This is a genomic window from Provencibacterium massiliense, assembly GCF_900169495.1.
Classification (GTDB): domain Bacteria; phylum Bacillota; class Clostridia; order Oscillospirales; family Ruminococcaceae; genus Harryflintia; species Harryflintia acetispora.
Map to the genome: position 1 here is coordinate 444,190 of NZ_FWCH01000012.1, position 16,104 is coordinate 460,293.

Here is a 16,104-nt window from a genome sequence, read left to right on the forward strand (position 1 = left end):
CAGCACTCCTTGCTGTCGCCCCTTGATTGCCTGTTTGCAAAAGCGGGCGGGGCTGTCAACGGCGGCGCGTATGCGCCGTTCATCTTGACCGTTGACTGGCTCGGCTGGCTTTGCTATTTGAAATTAGTCTGAATAAATTTCTTTAATGCTGTTATTTTTTGCTCAATCGCTGATATGGTTTCCCGATACTCTCCCTCGTCTTTTCCTGTGGGATCTTCCAGCCCCCAATCTTCCCGATATTTGCAAGGTAGATAAGGACAGTTTACATTACACCCCATTGTTACAACAATATCAACAGGAGGAAGTGCGCTCAACAGTTTACTGTATTGCGTTTTTTCCATGTCAATGTTATAGAGTTGTTTCATCAACCGAACCGCTTCCTGATTGATTTGCGGTACAGTTTCTGTACCGGCAGAGTAACTTTCAAAAATATCAGCGGCCAGATATTTCCCAAGTGCTTCTGCAATTTGACTGCGACAGGAATTGTGAACACAGATAAATGCTACTTTTGGCTTTTCTTTCATACTTTACCCTCTGACTTTTTGGATGAGGGCTTTTGCCTCGTCCTTTTTCAAAACCTTACCATAGGATACAACCTTGCCATCCACAACAAGGGCAGGGGTAGTCATCACGCCGTATGCAGCAATTTGGGCGAAATCCGTTACATGGTCTATGGTTGTATCCATGTTCAGTTCTTCCAGTGCTGCTTTCGCAGCATCTTCCAGTGCGTGGCACTTGGCACAGCCAGACCCCAGCACTTTCACGCCGGCAGCCGTTTTGACTGTCTCTGCCTGCTCCATCTTTTCGGGTGTGCAGCTACTTCCGCAGCAGCAATTTTTTTCCGCTTTCTTTTTGTTAAACAATCCCATAGTTCAATACCTCCTATTAAATCAAAATGATCTGAAACGCATTAAATAAATAGCCCACTAAAATAATTCCAACCGCACAAATTCCGATGAACAGCGACAGCAGTTTGGGTTTTACAGCCTTGCGAAGCATAATCAGGGAAGGCAGCGACAGGGTTGTAACCGCCATCATAAAGGACAGAACCGTACCCAGCTGAGCGCCCTTGGAAAGAAGTGCTTCCGCAACGGGAATTGTGCCAAAAATATCTGCATACATGGGGATGCCTACAATCGTGGCAATGATTACGCCAAAGGGATTGTTGCTTCCCAGAACCGTAACAATCCAGCTTTCCGGTATCCAGTTGTGTATCAACGCACCGATACCGACACCAATCAGAATATAGGGAAACACTTTTTTGAAGGTGCTAAGCATTTGTTCTTTTGCATAAGTAAGCCGCTCCCGTTTCGTCAAATCAGGAGATTCAATATCTACCTTTCCCGCAGACAGCACAAAACTTTCCACATACTTTTCCATGCGTAATTTTTCGATGATTGTACCTCCGACAACGGCGATAATAAGCCCTAAAATCACATAGACAATGGCAACTTTTGCGCCAAAAATACTAATCAGCAGGACGAGACTTCCCAAATCTACCATAGGAGATGAAATCAGGAACGAAAATGTTACACCCAAAGGCAATCCTGCACTTGTAAAACCGATAAACAGTGGTATAGATGAACAGGAACAAAATGGTGTCACGGTTCCCAGCAAGGCAGACACAATGTTCGCCCAGATTCCATGGAAGCGTCCTAAAATACGCTTGCTACGCTCCGGCGGGAAGTAACTTTGGATATAAGAAATTATAAAAATCAGTACGCAGAGCAGCACTGTGATCTTCAAAACATCGTAAATAAAAAATTGCACACTGCCACCAATACGTCCATTCACGTCCAAACCAAGTACAGACAAACCTCTCCCGATCAGTCCGTTTAGCCATTTCATGCCAAGCACTTGGTCTTGAATAAAGTCCCAGACTCCCATGCAAAAACCTCACTTTCATTTATAACAATATATCAAAAATATTTGATATGATGTGGCTTAGAAAACGCCATCCTTTTCCTTGTAGATGGCGTTTTTTATCCGCACTTTGGACAAGTGCGTTTTTCCTCTGTGTCCGGGGTTGTCAACTTTTTCAACAGCTCCACCGCGTACTCCCTGCCGGAAGTGCTCAGGCGGTAGTGTGTCCATTTCCCCTCCTGACGGCTGACAACAATTCCAGAGTCACAGAGGATTTTCATGTGGTATGAAAGACCAGATTGCGTTAAATCTAATGGCTCTTGTAAGACGCAAGCGCACTTTTCACCGCTTCTTAGCTGTTCCAAGATTGAAAGACGCTTGGGGTCACAGAGAGCCTTAAACACCTTCGCTTGCTCCTGATACTCTGTCCTCATGTACTCACCTCATATCAAATTATTTTGATACGACTTAGTATATGCCGCATTACGCAATCTGTCAATACCATTCTGCAAATTTTCACGGAATAGGAGACTGATGTCTATCAAGTTTTCTTGTGTTACTTTACGGCACATGAGCTTTCTACCAGGGGTTTAAGCAGTTTTACCGATCGCTGTCGGAGCCCGGGGCGCGGCGGGACTACGCGGACTTTGCGGCGGGGGCGCGGGACATGGAGCTCTGCGAGGCCGCCTTCCAAAGCGCCTACTCGGGACAATGGGTCGAGGTGTAATTTATATATCACTCCTGGAAATGTCAAGGTATCGCAGTGGCTGTCTTAAAAGAATCCCCTGAGGAATCAAATGTTTCCTCAGGGGATTCTTATGGACGGTTCGCTCGGGCAAGAATTCCATTTTTTGTTTCAACCTGTAAACCGCATAATAATGGGGAATTTGTTGATTTTAATCGAAAGTAATGATAGAATGCTTTTAAGAGAGGGGGGAGTGCTTTGAATCAGCTTGGGATTGACAAATATGGATTTCGCTTCTTTGTCAACCGCAATGAAGGCGACTGGAAAATGCCGGTGGAATTCCACAGCGAGTATGAGCTTTTTTATGCGCTTACTGGACGAGGATTTTACTTTGTTGCCAACCGTTATTATTCATTTGAAGCGGGGGACCTGCTTTTTATTCGCAGTGACGAGCTGCATAAATGCCAGTCGTTTAACGGCGAACCCTTTGCGGCGTTCGTCATTCTGTTTGATGAAAAGATTTTAGAGCTCATGCGGCCCTGCGAGAACGAAAGCCTCATCCCTCCGGCGTTGACGGTACAGTCGTCTGGATTTTGTCATCATGCGCGCACGCTTCCCGAGTCCCGCCGGCGGATTGTCGGCTATTTGGAACGGCTGCGCGATGAATATTCGATGGAAGACAGCCATTCGGTTGAGATCGTCTCGTGCCTCATGCATGCGCTGCTCATCGAGGTGGCGCGGCTCTTTGCCGTACAGGACAGCGGCGCCAGCGACGTCATTGAGCTTCCGAGAGGCGCCAAATTCCGCCGCGCAGTCATGTCCGCCATGAGCTACATCAACGCCAATTATACGGATGCGCTGACGCTGGGAGGCATTGCCGCCCAGGTCTTTGTCAATCCTTCTTATCTAAGCCGGGAATTTAAAAAAGAAACGGGCTATTCTGTCAACAGGTTTATTATGATGCGCCGTATCAGCGCCGCGCGGAGCCTGTTGCGGGACAGCGACCGCCCTGTTACAGAAATTGCCTCTCTTTGCGGATATAACAATGTCACCAACTTTCACTGGGCCTTCAAGAAGCTCATGGACATGAGCCCCAACACTTACCGCCGCCAGTTCAGGCATATCACATACGGCACCAGTTTGGAAGGCGACCTTTTGGGAGAGGCCCGTCACTATGTATTGGAGCCGCAGGCTCCTGTTATAAAATAATGCTCATTGCACTTCGGGCAGCGCCTTACGGCGCTGCTTTTTTTATATGGTGGAAGAGAGAAAAGATCAATATTTCTGAGTAATTGGTGTTGGATTTCAGAATTTTGAAGTCAAAATATCCGAATGAACAGTCAACCCATCTCTCCAACAGTGTTGCATATAGCACTATAATTTAGCTATGGATCGGCTTTAATTTATTGAATATGCAACATTTTGTTGGGAGGCTTTGCCTGTGAAAATTTCGATCATTGGCGCCGGAAGCGCTTTTACTCAGAAAATTGTCATTGACATCCTGCGTATCGAAGGCCTGGAGGGCGGCGAGCTGGCGCTGGTGGATACCAATGCCGAACGGCTCGATCTGGCGCGCCGCATTGTGGAAATGACCATCGATAAGACGAAAAAAACCGGGAAATGGAGCGTGAGCGCTTCCACCGATCTGAGAGAGGTGATCGGCGGTTCAAAATTCGTTATCAATGAGATCGAGGTCATGGGACTTCAAACGGTCAAAAACGAATTTGAAATTCCGCTCAAATACGGTGTCAAACAGTGTATCGGCGACACGATGGGACCCGGCGGCCTCTTCAAGACGCTGCGTCTCGTGCCCCAGTGGCTGAAGATCGTAAAGGTTATCGAGGAGCTTTGTCCCGAGGTGTTGATTTTGAGCTATTCCAATCCGATGTCGGCCGTTACGCTGGCAACCTCGCTCGTCACCGATATTCCCGTCGTGGGCCTGTGCCATTCCGTCCAGTACACCGCGCGCAAACTGGCCGAACTGCTGGAGGTCCCGTATGAGGAGCTAAAGTACAGCTGCGCGGGGATCAATCACATGTCCTGGTATACGACGCTCACCCATCGGGGACGCGATCTTTACCCCGAGCTCAAGCGCCGCGCCGAGGATCCGGAATTTGTCAAAAACGATCCGGTCCGGCTGGATTTTCTTAGGTATTGCGGCTATTTTGTCACAGAATCCTCAGGCCATTTCTCCGAATACATTCCCTATTACCGCAAGCGCCAGGACCTCATCGACGCGCATTGCTCGCTCGGCTACAATGGCGGTACCGGCTTTTATGCCTACGGCTGGCCCGAGTGGCGTAAAAACCGTGACGAAATGATCAGAAAGCAGCTGGCGGGTGAAGAGGACATCGTCATTCAGTCCTCTGAGGAATATGCCCCTGTTATCATTGGGGCCGTCGTCAAGGACGAGCCGGCCGTAATCTACGGCAACGTTCCCAACCGCGGCCTGATCGAAAACCTGCGGAGCGACGGCGTGGTGGAGGTGGCCTGCCTGTGCGACCACAACGGGGTGACGCCCTGCCGCTTCGGCAAGCTGCCGGAACACCTGGCGGCGCTGAACCGTTCCAACATGGATTTCTTTTCCCTGGCAGTGGGCGCCGTATTGGAGGGCAGCCGGGACATGGCGGAGCATGCGCTGATGCTCGATCCCCTGAGTGCGGCCGTATGCTCGCCCGCTGAAATACGCGGCATGTTCGAGGAGCTCCTGGAGGCTGACCGGGACTACATCGTTACGTTAAAATAAGGAGGAACAATCATGAAACACGGTAAAAAGACATTATCCGCTCTTCTGACCCTGTCGGTTTTCTGCGGCCTGTTGCCGGGCTGCGCGGGCTCGGGTGGATCTGCCAGCTCCGCCGCCGGGGCTCCCACGTCCGAACCTGCATCGGAGGCCTCCTCCACGGCCCCGTCCAGTGAAGCGGGAGGGGAACCCGTTACGTTGGAATTCGCCTTCTGGGCGGGGGCGGGTCCCGAGGAGGACGCCTACAATACCCTGATCGACCGCTTTATGGAGGAAAATCCAAACATCAAGATCGAAAAACAGATGCTCTCCTATGCTGACTACTACACCTCGCTGGATACCCGGATTGCGGGCGGCCAGGCGCCGGATGTGTGCAAAATGCTCTATCAGCAGGCCGGTACCTATGTGGACGCCGGAATATTGGGCGATATGAGCCCTTACATCGATCAGAGCGAGGTCGACGACCTGCTGCCGGCGTTCAAGGCGGCCGCGGTGGTAGACGGTAAGCTCGTCGCGTTCCCGCTGCAGACGGATACCTATCTCATTTTCTACAACAAGGATATGTTCCAAAAGTCCCAGATCACGCCGCCCACCACGATGGAGGAGGCATGGAGCTGGGAGGAATTCGGCGACATCGCCAAAAAGGTCAAGGAGGACAACGGCGTTAAATATTCCTTTGTCTATCGCTGGACCAAAACGAAGTCTTACGCCCTTTTCCCCTGGATCTATGCCAATGGAGGAAGCGTGGTGAATGCGGACTACACCCGCGGGAACCTGTCTGATCCGAAGTGCCTGGAGGTTCTCGATATGATCGACGGATGGGTCGGCGACGGCCTCCTCGCACCCATCAGCCCCGAGAGCTCCGAAGGGGTGGACGATATCTTCTCCACCGGCCAGGCTGCGATGATTATTTCCGGCAACTGGATGATGTCCCAGTATGATCAAAACCTCAAGGACAAATGGGGCGTCACCTATATGCCCCAGCGCGATGGGAAAATCGGTTCCGATCTGGGCGGCGGCGAGCTGTGCATCACCAGCGCCGGCGAGCATCCCGCGCAAGCGGCAAAATTTGTGCAGTTCATGACCAGCAAGGAGAGCTCCAGATACTTCTGTGAGAACGCCAATTTCCTGCCGGTGCGCACCTCCCTTTCCGAGGAGGGGATCACCTATCAGACCTATTCCGACGAAATGAACTACTTCGTCAAGCAGGCCGGTACGATGGCCCCCGCTATGGTTGCCTGCCAGACGAGCAAAGGTTTTTCCAAGGTTTCCAAGCTCTTCAGCGAGACCATCGAGCGCGTCGTTCTGGAGGACACCCCGACCGCCACCATCGCTGCCGACTTTGACGCCGCCGTCGAGGAGGCGCTGGCCGAGTAAGGATACAAACACCACTGGTGGCTCCTCCCTCAGCGAGCAGGGGGGAGCCACTTGAATCATCCGGAATCTGGCGAGCCGCCCGCCAAAAGGAGGTGGCCGCCGCCGTTTTGGCGGCGACAGGAGGCAAAATGGCAGCTACCACTTTGAAGAGGCGTAAAAAAATCTCTCTGATCCCTTATCTGTTTATTGCGCCGAATATGATTTTGTTTTTGACCTTTATGATCGTGCCGCTGTTTTACACCATTTATATCAGTCTGACCAAGTGGAACATACTGGGTACGCCGGTTTTCATCGGGCTGGAAAACTATCAGAAGCTGCTCACGTCCAAGGTGTTCTGGCGCAGCGTTTGGAATACGGTTTATTATACGCTGGGCACTGTTCCCACCAGCATGGTGCTGGCGCTCGGGCTGGCTGTAATTTTGAATAAGCGTATTCCGTTTCGGGTCTTTTTTCGCAGTGCGCTTTTCATTCCGGTCGTTATCTCCATGGTGGTCACCGGTATTCTCTGGTCATGGATTTTCAACGCCGACTACGGCATACTGAATTATCTCCTCTCCCTGCTCGGACTCGATCCGGTGGGGTGGCTCATTGAGCCTGCCACGGCCATGATCCCCATCATTGTCGCCACGCTTTGGTTCAGGGTGGGATACAATATGATCATCTATCTGTCCGCGCTGCAGGGCTTATCGCCCAGCTTTTATGAAGCGGCGCGGGTGGATGGAGCCAACGGCTGGCAGCAGTTTTGCTATATCACCCTGCCGCTGCTGCGCAACACCCATGTGTTCGTGCTCATCATGTCGATGATTTACAGCTTCAAGTCGTTCGATATCATTTATGTGATGACCGGCGGCGGACCCGCGAAGGCCACGACGACCATGGTACAGTATATTTATGAGCTGGGCTTTCAAACGGGGGAAATGGGCCGCGCTTCCGCGGTGGGAGTGCTGCTGCTTCTCTTTATGGTCGCATTTACGCTGCTTCAGCTGCGCGGGGAGGAGGGAGCAAAATGAGAAAACACAGAAGGACCCTCGACGGTTCCAGGGTGGTGGATGTATTCCTCATCGTGCTGCTGGTGCTCTTCACGCTGTATACGCTGTTCCCTTTTTACTGGATGATTACCACCGCACTCAAGCCCGCCTCGGAGATTCTCGTCGTGCCGCCCAAGTTTTTCCCCTCGTCGCTGCAATTTGAGAACATCTCCAAGGCCTTGTCCATGGCCCCGTTTGGCACCTACTTTCTCAACAGTTCGATTGTCACGGTGACCGCGGTGATCATCACCGTATTTATCAATCTGCTGGCCGGGTTTTCCTTTGCAAAATATTCGTTTCCCGGTAAGAACGCGCTGTTTTTGGTCGTTCTGTCCACCCTGATGATTCCAATGCAGATTACCATGGTCCCCAATTTCATCATTCTTTCAAAGCTGGGTTGGCTCAATAGCCTCGTCGGACTCATCATCCCTTCCTGTGCGGAAGCGTTTGGGCTGTTCCTGGCGCGCCAGTTCATCAGTGAAATTCCTGACGAACTTATTGAAGCCACCCGGGTGGACGGGGCGGGGGAATTGCGCATCTTTTTCTCGGTCATTGTTCCCAATTGCCATGCGCTCATCGGCGTGCTTGTCATCTTCACGTTCATGTGGCGCTGGAACGACTTTTTGTGGCCCCTCATTGTGGTGAAGGATCAGGCGCATTACACCGTACAGCTGGGGCTCAAGGTGATGCAGAGCTATCAGTATGTGGACTGGTCAAGCGTAATGAGCGCGTCCTTGGTCTGCATCCTGCCCATGGTTGTGGTATTTGCCTGCTTCCAGCGCTTTTTCGTGCAGGGCATCGCCGCGAGCGGGATCAAGGGATGAGCCGGATTATCGCCGTCAACGGCTCGGCACGTCAAAACGGTGCTACCGCCAAGCTGCTTTCGCGGTTCCTGGATGAGTGCGAAAAATTGGGGGCCGAAACGCATCTTCTCCATGTCGGAGCGCTTATGCGTCAACAGCGCGTACCCTTCTGCACCGCCTGCTCTTCCCCTTGCCTCGGGCAATGTACCCGCGGCACCAGACTGGAAGAGGCCTACGAATTGCTTGCCAGCTCCGATGCCGTCATGATCGGCACGCCGGTGTATTATTCCAATGTCAGTGCGCAGCTCAAGGCTTTTTTCGACAAATCCCGCTTTTGGCGCCTCTCCGGTGCATTTACAGACTTGTTGGGCGCCGTCCTCGTCACGGGAGGCGCTACTTACGGGGGACAGGAGAATACCGCTGCATCGCTGCATGCCATGATGCTTGTGCATGGAATGATTATTATCGGTGACGGCGCCCGGGAAGCGGATCCGGGGCACCATGCTCTCTATGGCGGACCGGAGGCCGACAATGATCCCACTCTGCTTGCCCGCCTGCCTATCGTTGCCCGGAGGATGGTCGGCCTGTGTGGTAATTTGGCACGCAGCGGCGGACGGGAGATCGGAAATCATTATCGGTAATGGCCCGATCGCGGGAATCCCCCAAGGGACGTATGGTCCCTTGGGGGATTCTTTGATTTGCTGCTATAGTCTGCATTAAAGCTATAAATAGGAAAGGTAAGATGTATTCTAACCTGGAAATTTTTTTAAGTACAGTCTGAACAGACGTGGCTTTTAAGCTTTAAACAAAAGTACTGAAAAAGTAAAAGGAGGAACGGAGATGATAAGATCAAGTAATAATCGAAAGGACGTTCCCATAGTCAGACAAGAATAAAGAGGGGGATTTTTATTAACGAAGCAGCCGAAGCGATGACACTCCATGCAGAGCATACTGAGACAATCACAATCAAGCAGATTTATTCTTTCGTTCAGTAATTCCTCCAATTCGACTAAACAGAATCGTACGATGACAAGATCGTCTTTTAAGAAAATATAATTAACATTTTCTTTGTATGTTCTAGGTTCGCTCTGCTTACTAACAAACACACCGAATTTCATTCCGGCGTCATGTAAAATTCCCCGAAATTTCTGTAAGTAATCTATAGACGGCGTTTGGTTTTCATTTTTGCATTCAATATAAAAGCTACTACCAATTCGATTAAGTAGCATGCAATTACTTAGCCATTTTATTCTAATCATTGTGTCAATTTGATTTGTCTGTGTTCTTTGCCCTGTTGTGGCACGGAATAAGACACATTGCGTAAACAAATTGCATATAAAATTTTCAAGCGATGCGCCTTGCCTAGTTGTTGTACCATGGACTCCTTTTACCTGATCTAACTGATACCTCAGTTTTTCAAAGTCTTGTACACAGAACAGGTCATCATATGTTACAAGTTTATATTGAACGTCACCGTCAAGAGAACCCACATGGACAACAGTTCCTCCTGAGGCGTTCAAAACAGGAATCCTATCCTGTTGTCCCATTTGAAAAGGGAGTTGAGTATTAAGGGAAAATAGTAAAATTACATCATTTTGAAAGTTAATATCTTTAATATTAATTACGTTTTCACATATTGGACAGTATGGTAGTACATCCGCGATGCTTTGTAAAGATTTTATTTATATAAGAGAACGCCACATTCATGGCATTTTAATGCGTATCTTTTCTTGAATAATCCTATATCCAAGCACTTTTTTAGGTGATTCTGAAGTTGTCTGATAATCAAGTTGGAGAGCGTCAGACACTTTTGAAATAGTAATTAGCTTTTGAGCTGCGGGAGACAAGCCTGAAAGGTATTTATCCATATTATCAAGTGTATTCTCTGAAAAACTATTACTGAGCATCAATAATTGAGAATAATACATTTTCAATATCCTCCTTTGCTGTATACTTAGAGAACTTAAATAAGCCCCTCCCTTTGTTCTCATAAATCTTAACAGGAAAAGAGACATCACTACCAGTATCCCTTAGCTTTTTCCAAAAGAATTGAATGCTCTCACAGGGTTTCTTCTGATAAGGTATTCTTTTATTATCAAAAAACACCGCTCTTGATTGTAATGGCTTATTTAATCCCGCTCTTTGATCTACTTGAGAACTTTCTTCGTCTTGTGCGCTTAAATGTATAATATCTTTCATTGGTATTTCTATCCACGCACCCCGTGAGGGGTGCGACTCGCCTGTTACGGTCTTTCCCGATCTCGTGCGGGATATTTCTATCCACGCACCCCGTGAGGGGTGCGACTGGGCGCTCTTAAGCGCTACGCCCCCATCTTTGATTTCTATCCACGCACCCCGTGAGGGGTGCGACAAGATCACGACGGTGTCATCGGTGACGTCCTTGCGATTTCTATCCACGCACCCCGTGAGGGGTGCGACTTAAAGACCCCGAGGACCTTCTGGACACCCTCACGATTTCTATCCACGCACCCCGTGAGGGGTGCGACGGCGCGCGTTTCGTTTGTCCCAAGGAATTACACCGCATTTCTATCCACGCACCCCGTGAGGGGTGCGACCCGCCGCTACCTGTTCGCCACCTATTCCCTGGCATTTCTATCCACGCACCCCGTGAGGGGTGCGACGAGTTTGGGGCTTAATCAGTGGCTTCCCACTGATATTTCTATCCACGCACCCCGTGAGGGGTGCGACATAGTCTGGTTGTTTTCACGGAGTTTCTGGACGATTTCTATCCACGCACCCCGTGAGGGGTGCGACGCACAAACGGTAGTAAAATATCACCTATTTTAAGATTTCTATCCACGCACCCCGTGAGGGGTGCGACGGAAGGGCAAGCCGCTTTATTCAAGCAGGAAAAAATTTCTATCCACGCACCCCGTGAGGGGTGCGACATTACCAACTTCTCCATATTCAACGCACCGAACATATTTCTATCCACGCACCCCGTGAGGGGTGCGACCTGCAACGGAGTCCTCCACACAGGCATACTTACGATTTCTATCCACGCACCCCGTGAGGGGTGCGACGTATATGGTTTACCAGCACGCGCGCCATCGGCAATTTCTATCCACGCACCCCGTGAGGGGTGCGACTTGTCGGCGGTACCATTGGTAAGCACCTCTGGAAATTTCTATCCACGCACCCCGTGAGGGGTGCGACCACTTCGCCTGGAGATGCTGCTTGACGGCTTCAATTTCTATCCACGCACCCCGTGAGGGGTGCGACCTTTAACAATGGGTAAAAAGGACTGGAATATAGATTTCTATCCACGCACCCCGTGAGGGGTGCGACAGATTCCCTTGTCTGGAAATTGTGCCGCTGGATATTTCTATCCACGCACCCCGTGAGGGGTGCGACATGGCGTATATCATTATAGCTATGCAACCACGACCATTTCTATCCACGCACCCCGTGAGGGGTGCGACTGCCCAGTCGCAGCGGGATACCAAAAATCTCGCAATTTCTATCCACGCACCCCGTGAGGGGTGCGACGACCTTTTCCCAATCAGTTAAATTTGGTTCTGAATTTCTATCCACGCACCCCGTGAGGGGTGCGACGTATTATTTTCGCCGGGAGACAGGGTGCGAATAATTTCTATCCACGCACCCCGTGAGGGGTGCGACTATATCCGACCAATATAGCGCCGGTGCTGATCGCATTTCTATCCACGCACCCCGTGAGGGGTGCGACGTGCCCATTTTGTTAGCATTATCCGCCATATCTCATTTCTATCCACGCACCCCGTGAGGGGTGCGACATGCGGTATTCGATCACAAACACATCGATGGGCATTTCTATCCACGCACCCCGTGAGGGGTGCGACCTATTTCCTCGATATAATCCGTCTCGGTGATGGTATTTCTATCCACGCACCCCGTGAGGGGTGCGACGTTCGGAAGCAATACATTTTTCCCCCTCGGGATATTTCTATCCACGCACCCCGTGAGGGGTGCGACATGGTATCTAGCTTTGCCTTGTCAGCGGCGGACATATTTCTATCCACGCACCCCGTGAGGGGTGCGACTGTCACCTTCTCCTGTAGCTCGGCAATGCACTTTATTTCTATCCACGCACCCCGTGAGGGGTGCGACTGGGCTTTTTCCACTATGATGGATTCTTTGTATATTTCTATCCACGCACCCCGTGAGGGGTGCGACGGTAACGGTTGCTAAAAATATTATTCCAAGAGTATTTCTATCCACGCACCCCGTGAGGGGTGCGACATCTTCGGCAAGGCGTATATATTCTTCGCTCATATTTCTATCCACGCACCCCGTGAGGGGTGCGACGCGGGGACTTGTTTAGCAATCTAGCGCATTCGTATTTCTATCCACGCACCCCGTGAGGGGTGCGACCAGGGGCAAAATCTTGATGACCTCGGGTGCGCCTATTTCTATCCACGCACCCCGTGAGGGGTGCGACGCTATCTTTGAAAGTCTTATCCACTTCCGCCTTAACATTTCTATCCACGCACCCCGTGAGGGGTGCGACAGAAGCAAGGTTGAAATCTCTTGGCTTATTTGATATTTCTATCCACGCACCCCGTGAGGGGTGCGACGCAAATCCAAAATCCAGCCCATTATAGATATGATCATTTCTATCCACGCACCCCGTGAGGGGTGCGACAAGATCGGCTAAGGATAGCACTCTGGAATATAACAATTTCTATCCACGCACCCCGTGAGGGGTGCGACACAGAGGCTTGACATTCGAGGTGGAATAGATGGCATTTCTATCCACGCACCCCGTGAGGGGTGCGACTATTGTCTCGAATAACAAGGGCTGGTGCATGGATATTTCTATCCACGCACCCCGTGAGGGGTGCGACTCTTTATCTCTATACTCTGCGGCTACACTTTGGATTTCTATCCACGCACCCCGTGAGGGGTGCGACCTGTATACATACTCCGCTTTGGCTCTGTTAACCATTTCTATCCACGCACCCCGTGAGGGGTGCGACATCAAGCGTTTTTAATTTAGCGTCCCGAACCTCCCATTTCTATCCACGCACCCCGTGAGGGGTGCGACGCGATCACCGCCTACTACGCCCCGCCCGACCTGTGATTTCTATCCACGCACCCCGTGAGGGGTGCGACAAATCAACAGGCTCTTGCCGATCTTGGCGACGGATTTCTATCCACGCACCCCGTGAGGGGTGCGACCAGTAATTTTCAACAAATCAAGGATACAGGAGGGAATTTCTATCCACGCACCCCGTGAGGGGTGCGACTCATACATATCGGCACGGTGCTTGTTTTCCCTATATTTCTATCCACGCACCCCGTGAGGGGTGCGACCGGTTGGCCCCGTTTTCTACCTCGTCCATGACGATTTCTATCCACGCACCCCGTGAGGGGTGCGACGAAATGGGCCTGACCCAAAAACAAGTTGCCGATATTTCTATCCACGCACCCCGTGAGGGGTGCGACATGCCGGGTCTCCCGGGTAGCGCAGGCCATTTGAATTTCTATCCACGCACCCCGTGAGGGGTGCGACTTCTTCGTCCTCGGGTAAATCTTCTTGCAGCGAAGATTTCTATCCACGCACCCCGTGAGGGGTGCGACCTGCTGCCGTTCTTACTGTCCATGTGATACCATCGGGCATTTCTATCCACGCACCCCGTGAGGGGTGCGACCTGGCTTTTTGACGCTGATAGCTTTCATCATCCGGATTTCTATCCACGCACCCCGTGAGGGGTGCGACCTTTCGATTGCAGCCTCTAAGCTGTCATAATCCCATTTCTATCCACGCACCCCGTGAGGGGTGCGACATAATCTGCCGGGTTATAATGCTCCATCCAATCACATTTCTATCCACGCACCCCGTGAGGGGTGCGACGGAACCGTTTCAAGCCATTTAAAGCAAATTCTACATTTCTATCCACGCACCCCGTGAGGGGTGCGACGGTTTGGAGTTTCACCGTCCAATCGGATGATGATATTTCTATCCACGCACCCCGTGAGGGGTGCGACTCCCTCCTTATGCAATCACCGTTATCTCCGTGACATTTCTATCCACGCACCCCGTGAGGGGTGCGACGCGGCTGCTCTGCCTTAATTGAGCTACACTAGCATTTCTATCCACGCACCCCGTGAGGGGTGCGACCAGCATTTGTTTCAGTTCGTCAAGCGTCATTGATAATTTCTATCCACGCACCCCGTGAGGGGTGCGACGCTTCACAAGGAAAGCCCAACAATCAGAATCAAAATTTCTATCCACGCACCCCGTGAGGGGTGCGACTACATAATAGCCAGCCTTTTCAAGCGCATTGCAATTTCTATCCACGCACCCCGTGAGGGGTGCGACGCCCCTTCCTGATTGCCCTCAATCCGGGACAGAGATTTCTATCCACGCACCCCGTGAGGGGTGCGACCTGGAAGTAGGCTTTAACCCTTTTCGCAAGCAGGATTTCTATCCACGCACCCCGTGAGGGGTGCGACTCTGAGTCCCCGTCCCCATTGGTATCAAGCAGTCATTTCTATCCACGCACCCCGTGAGGGGTGCGACCCCAAGCCGGGGAAATGCAGAGGGGAGCAAATAAATTTCTATCCACGCACCCCGTGAGGGGTGCGACCTGGCTCGCTCGGATTACCAGCAGATCGTTGTCGATTTCTATCCACGCACCCCGTGAGGGGTGCGACCTGTTTCACCCGCCTTATCCATCCGAATAGATTTTATTTCTATCCACGCACCCCGTGAGGGGTGCGACCAAGGATAAGATTAAGCAGTCCACCACCTATTTATTTCTATCCACGCACCCCGTGAGGGGTGCGACAAAAACCCCAACGCCCCCGTGGTGGTCTGGTGCCGATTTCTATCCACGCACCCCGTGAGGGGTGCGACGTACCAGTCGTCGTGCCCGAACATCTCGCCGTAGATTTCTATCCACGCACCCCGTGAGGGGTGCGACCACTCACGGGCAGCTTGCGCGTTTTCTCGAAATATTTCTATCCACGCACCCCGTGAGGGGTGCGACGCCAATACTGTTTGCCTACAATTTTGCGTGTGGATTTCTATCCACGCACCCCGTGAGGGGTGCGACTTGCAGTCGGTCCAACAATTTGCCGATGAGGCGATTTCTATCCACGCACCCCGTGAGGGGTGCGACCGCAAAAATGACAGATATAGCTTTAATCTTTTGCCACTTTTGTCAAATATCAATGGGAATATCAAATAAAATAGCCCATCTAAACGATTAAAACAGATAAAATTTCTTAAAATATAGCTTTTTAATAAAAAAGATAAGTGCGAAACATCAGTGAAAAGGTGTTTGCTTATGCTTCGCACAGCTCAGATGATCAGCGGGCCCTCGGGCTGATAGCTTTTGCCGGCGCCAAAATGCTCAATTTTAGTATCATACTTATTTCCGAGATAGTAAAACCTTAAACTGTCTCGTTCTGTATCTATAATAGAACAAAGTTTGGATTGGAGCAAGCGGCATTGCGCAGCATCCAATAGACATTCGAATACCGAATTCTGAACACGTTGGCCATAATTGACACATTGTTTGGCAATCTGACGCAGGCGTTTACGGCCTGCTGCGTCCTCGGTGCTGACATCATAGGTGATGAGAACCAACATCGTTA

General features: G+C 50.9%; 13 protein-coding genes and 1 CRISPR repeat array. Of the genes, 6 read left to right on the forward strand and 7 right to left on the reverse strand.

Annotation, left to right across the window (positions count from 1 at the left end; genetic code table 11):
• Positions 1-113 precede the first annotated feature (113 nt).
• From B5477_RS07150 to B5477_RS07165, 4 genes are all read right to left on the reverse strand, one after another.
• Entirely contained in the window at positions 114-524 is a 411-nt protein-coding gene (locus B5477_RS07150) for an arsenate reductase ArsC (protein ID WP_079699046.1), read from the reverse strand.
• Between the two features lie 3 nt (positions 525-527).
• Positions 528-869 (reverse strand): thioredoxin family protein, encoded by a 342-nt coding sequence (locus tag B5477_RS07155; protein ID WP_015544478.1) that lies wholly within the window; start codon positions 867-869, stop codon positions 528-530.
• 16 nt (positions 870-885) lie between these two features.
• Positions 886-1,887, reverse strand: coding sequence for a permease (locus B5477_RS07160; protein WP_079699047.1), 1,002 nt, complete (start codon positions 1,885-1,887; stop codon positions 886-888).
• Between the two features lie 95 nt (positions 1,888-1,982).
• Positions 1,983-2,297 carry an ArsR/SmtB family transcription factor gene (locus tag B5477_RS07165; RefSeq protein WP_079699048.1) on the reverse strand — a complete coding sequence of 105 codons (315 nt, stop codon included), beginning with the start codon at positions 2,295-2,297 and terminating at the stop codon, positions 1,983-1,985.
• A gap of 509 nt (positions 2,298-2,806) precedes the next feature.
• Between B5477_RS07165 and B5477_RS07170 the strand changes: the two genes are divergently transcribed.
• The 6 genes from B5477_RS07170 to B5477_RS07195 all read left to right on the forward strand — a co-directional run bounded on the left by B5477_RS07170 (position 2,807) and on the right by B5477_RS07195 (position 9,140).
• On the forward strand, positions 2,807-3,757 hold the full coding sequence (locus tag B5477_RS07170; protein WP_079699049.1) for an AraC family transcriptional regulator: 951 nt from the start codon (positions 2,807-2,809) through the stop codon (positions 3,755-3,757).
• 232 nt (positions 3,758-3,989) lie between these two features.
• On the forward strand, positions 3,990-5,294 hold the full coding sequence (locus B5477_RS07175; RefSeq protein ID WP_079699050.1) for a family 4 glycosyl hydrolase: 1,305 nt from the start codon (positions 3,990-3,992) through the stop codon (positions 5,292-5,294).
• A 12-nt stretch (positions 5,295-5,306) separates the two neighbouring features.
• Positions 5,307-6,668, forward strand: coding sequence for an ABC transporter substrate-binding protein (locus B5477_RS07180; protein ID WP_079699051.1), 1,362 nt, complete (start codon positions 5,307-5,309; stop codon positions 6,666-6,668).
• A 128-nt stretch (positions 6,669-6,796) separates the two neighbouring features.
• Positions 6,797-7,678 (forward strand): carbohydrate ABC transporter permease, encoded by an 882-nt coding sequence (locus tag B5477_RS07185; RefSeq protein ID WP_079699052.1) that lies wholly within the window; start codon positions 6,797-6,799, stop codon positions 7,676-7,678.
• On the forward strand, positions 7,675-8,520 hold the full coding sequence (locus B5477_RS07190) for a carbohydrate ABC transporter permease (protein WP_079699053.1): 846 nt from the start codon (positions 7,675-7,677) through the stop codon (positions 8,518-8,520). Before B5477_RS07185 ends, B5477_RS07190 begins: the two co-directional genes overlap by 4 nt.
• Positions 8,517-9,140, forward strand: coding sequence for a flavodoxin family protein (locus tag B5477_RS07195; protein WP_079699054.1), 624 nt, complete (start codon positions 8,517-8,519; stop codon positions 9,138-9,140). Before B5477_RS07190 ends, B5477_RS07195 begins: the two co-directional genes overlap by 4 nt.
• A gap of 1,062 nt (positions 9,141-10,202) precedes the next feature.
• On the opposite strand, the gene B5477_RS14870 is transcribed toward B5477_RS07195, so the two are convergent.
• The 3 genes from B5477_RS14870 to cas2 all read right to left on the reverse strand — a co-directional run bounded on the left by B5477_RS14870 (position 10,203) and on the right by cas2 (position 16,099).
• The gene (locus B5477_RS14870; protein WP_132085063.1) at positions 10,203-10,427 is read right to left on the reverse strand and encodes a hypothetical protein; all 225 of its coding nucleotides are present in this window, start codon (positions 10,425-10,427) and stop codon (positions 10,203-10,205) included.
• A complete protein-coding gene (locus B5477_RS14875) occupies positions 10,396-10,698 on the reverse strand; it encodes a hypothetical protein (protein ID WP_132085062.1) in 303 nt (100 codons plus the stop codon). The genes B5477_RS14870 and B5477_RS14875 overlap by 32 nt, the downstream gene beginning before the upstream one ends.
• A gap of 4 nt (positions 10,699-10,702) precedes the next feature.
• A CRISPR array of direct repeats spans positions 10,703-15,626; the repeat unit is 33 nt; unit sequence ATTTCTATCCACGCACCCCGTGAGGGGTGCGAC.
• Between the two features lie 182 nt (positions 15,627-15,808).
• Entirely contained in the window at positions 15,809-16,099 is a 291-nt protein-coding gene (gene cas2, locus B5477_RS07200) for a CRISPR-associated endonuclease Cas2 (protein WP_079699055.1), read from the reverse strand.
• Positions 16,100-16,104 lie beyond the last annotated feature (5 nt).

Bases quoted from the DNA above. Each gene is read 5' to 3' on its own strand.
- B5477_RS14870 (WP_132085063.1), bottom strand. From the start codon at position 10,427: ATGTATTATTCTCAATTATTGATGCTCAGTAATAGTTTTTCAGAGAAT.
- B5477_RS07195 (WP_079699054.1), top strand. From the start codon at position 8,517: ATGAGCCGGATTATCGCCGTCAACGGCTCGGCACGTCAAAACGGTGCT.
- B5477_RS07155 (WP_015544478.1), bottom strand. From the start codon at position 869: ATGGGATTGTTTAACAAAAAGAAAGCGGAAAAAAATTGCTGCTGCGGA.
- B5477_RS07190 (WP_079699053.1), top strand. From the start codon at position 7,675: ATGAGAAAACACAGAAGGACCCTCGACGGTTCCAGGGTGGTGGATGTA.
- B5477_RS07160 (WP_079699047.1), bottom strand. From the start codon at position 1,887: ATGGGAGTCTGGGACTTTATTCAAGACCAAGTGCTTGGCATGAAATGG.
- cas2 (WP_079699055.1), bottom strand. From the start codon at position 16,099: ATGTTGGTTCTCATCACCTATGATGTCAGCACCGAGGACGCAGCAGGC.
- B5477_RS07180 (WP_079699051.1), top strand. From the start codon at position 5,307: ATGAAACACGGTAAAAAGACATTATCCGCTCTTCTGACCCTGTCGGTT.
- B5477_RS07150 (WP_079699046.1), bottom strand. From the start codon at position 524: ATGAAAGAAAAGCCAAAAGTAGCATTTATCTGTGTTCACAATTCCTGT.
- B5477_RS07185 (WP_079699052.1), top strand. From the start codon at position 6,797: ATGGCAGCTACCACTTTGAAGAGGCGTAAAAAAATCTCTCTGATCCCT.
- B5477_RS14875 (WP_132085062.1), bottom strand. From the start codon at position 10,698: ATGAAAGATATTATACATTTAAGCGCACAAGACGAAGAAAGTTCTCAA.
- B5477_RS07165 (WP_079699048.1), bottom strand. From the start codon at position 2,297: ATGAGGACAGAGTATCAGGAGCAAGCGAAGGTGTTTAAGGCTCTCTGT.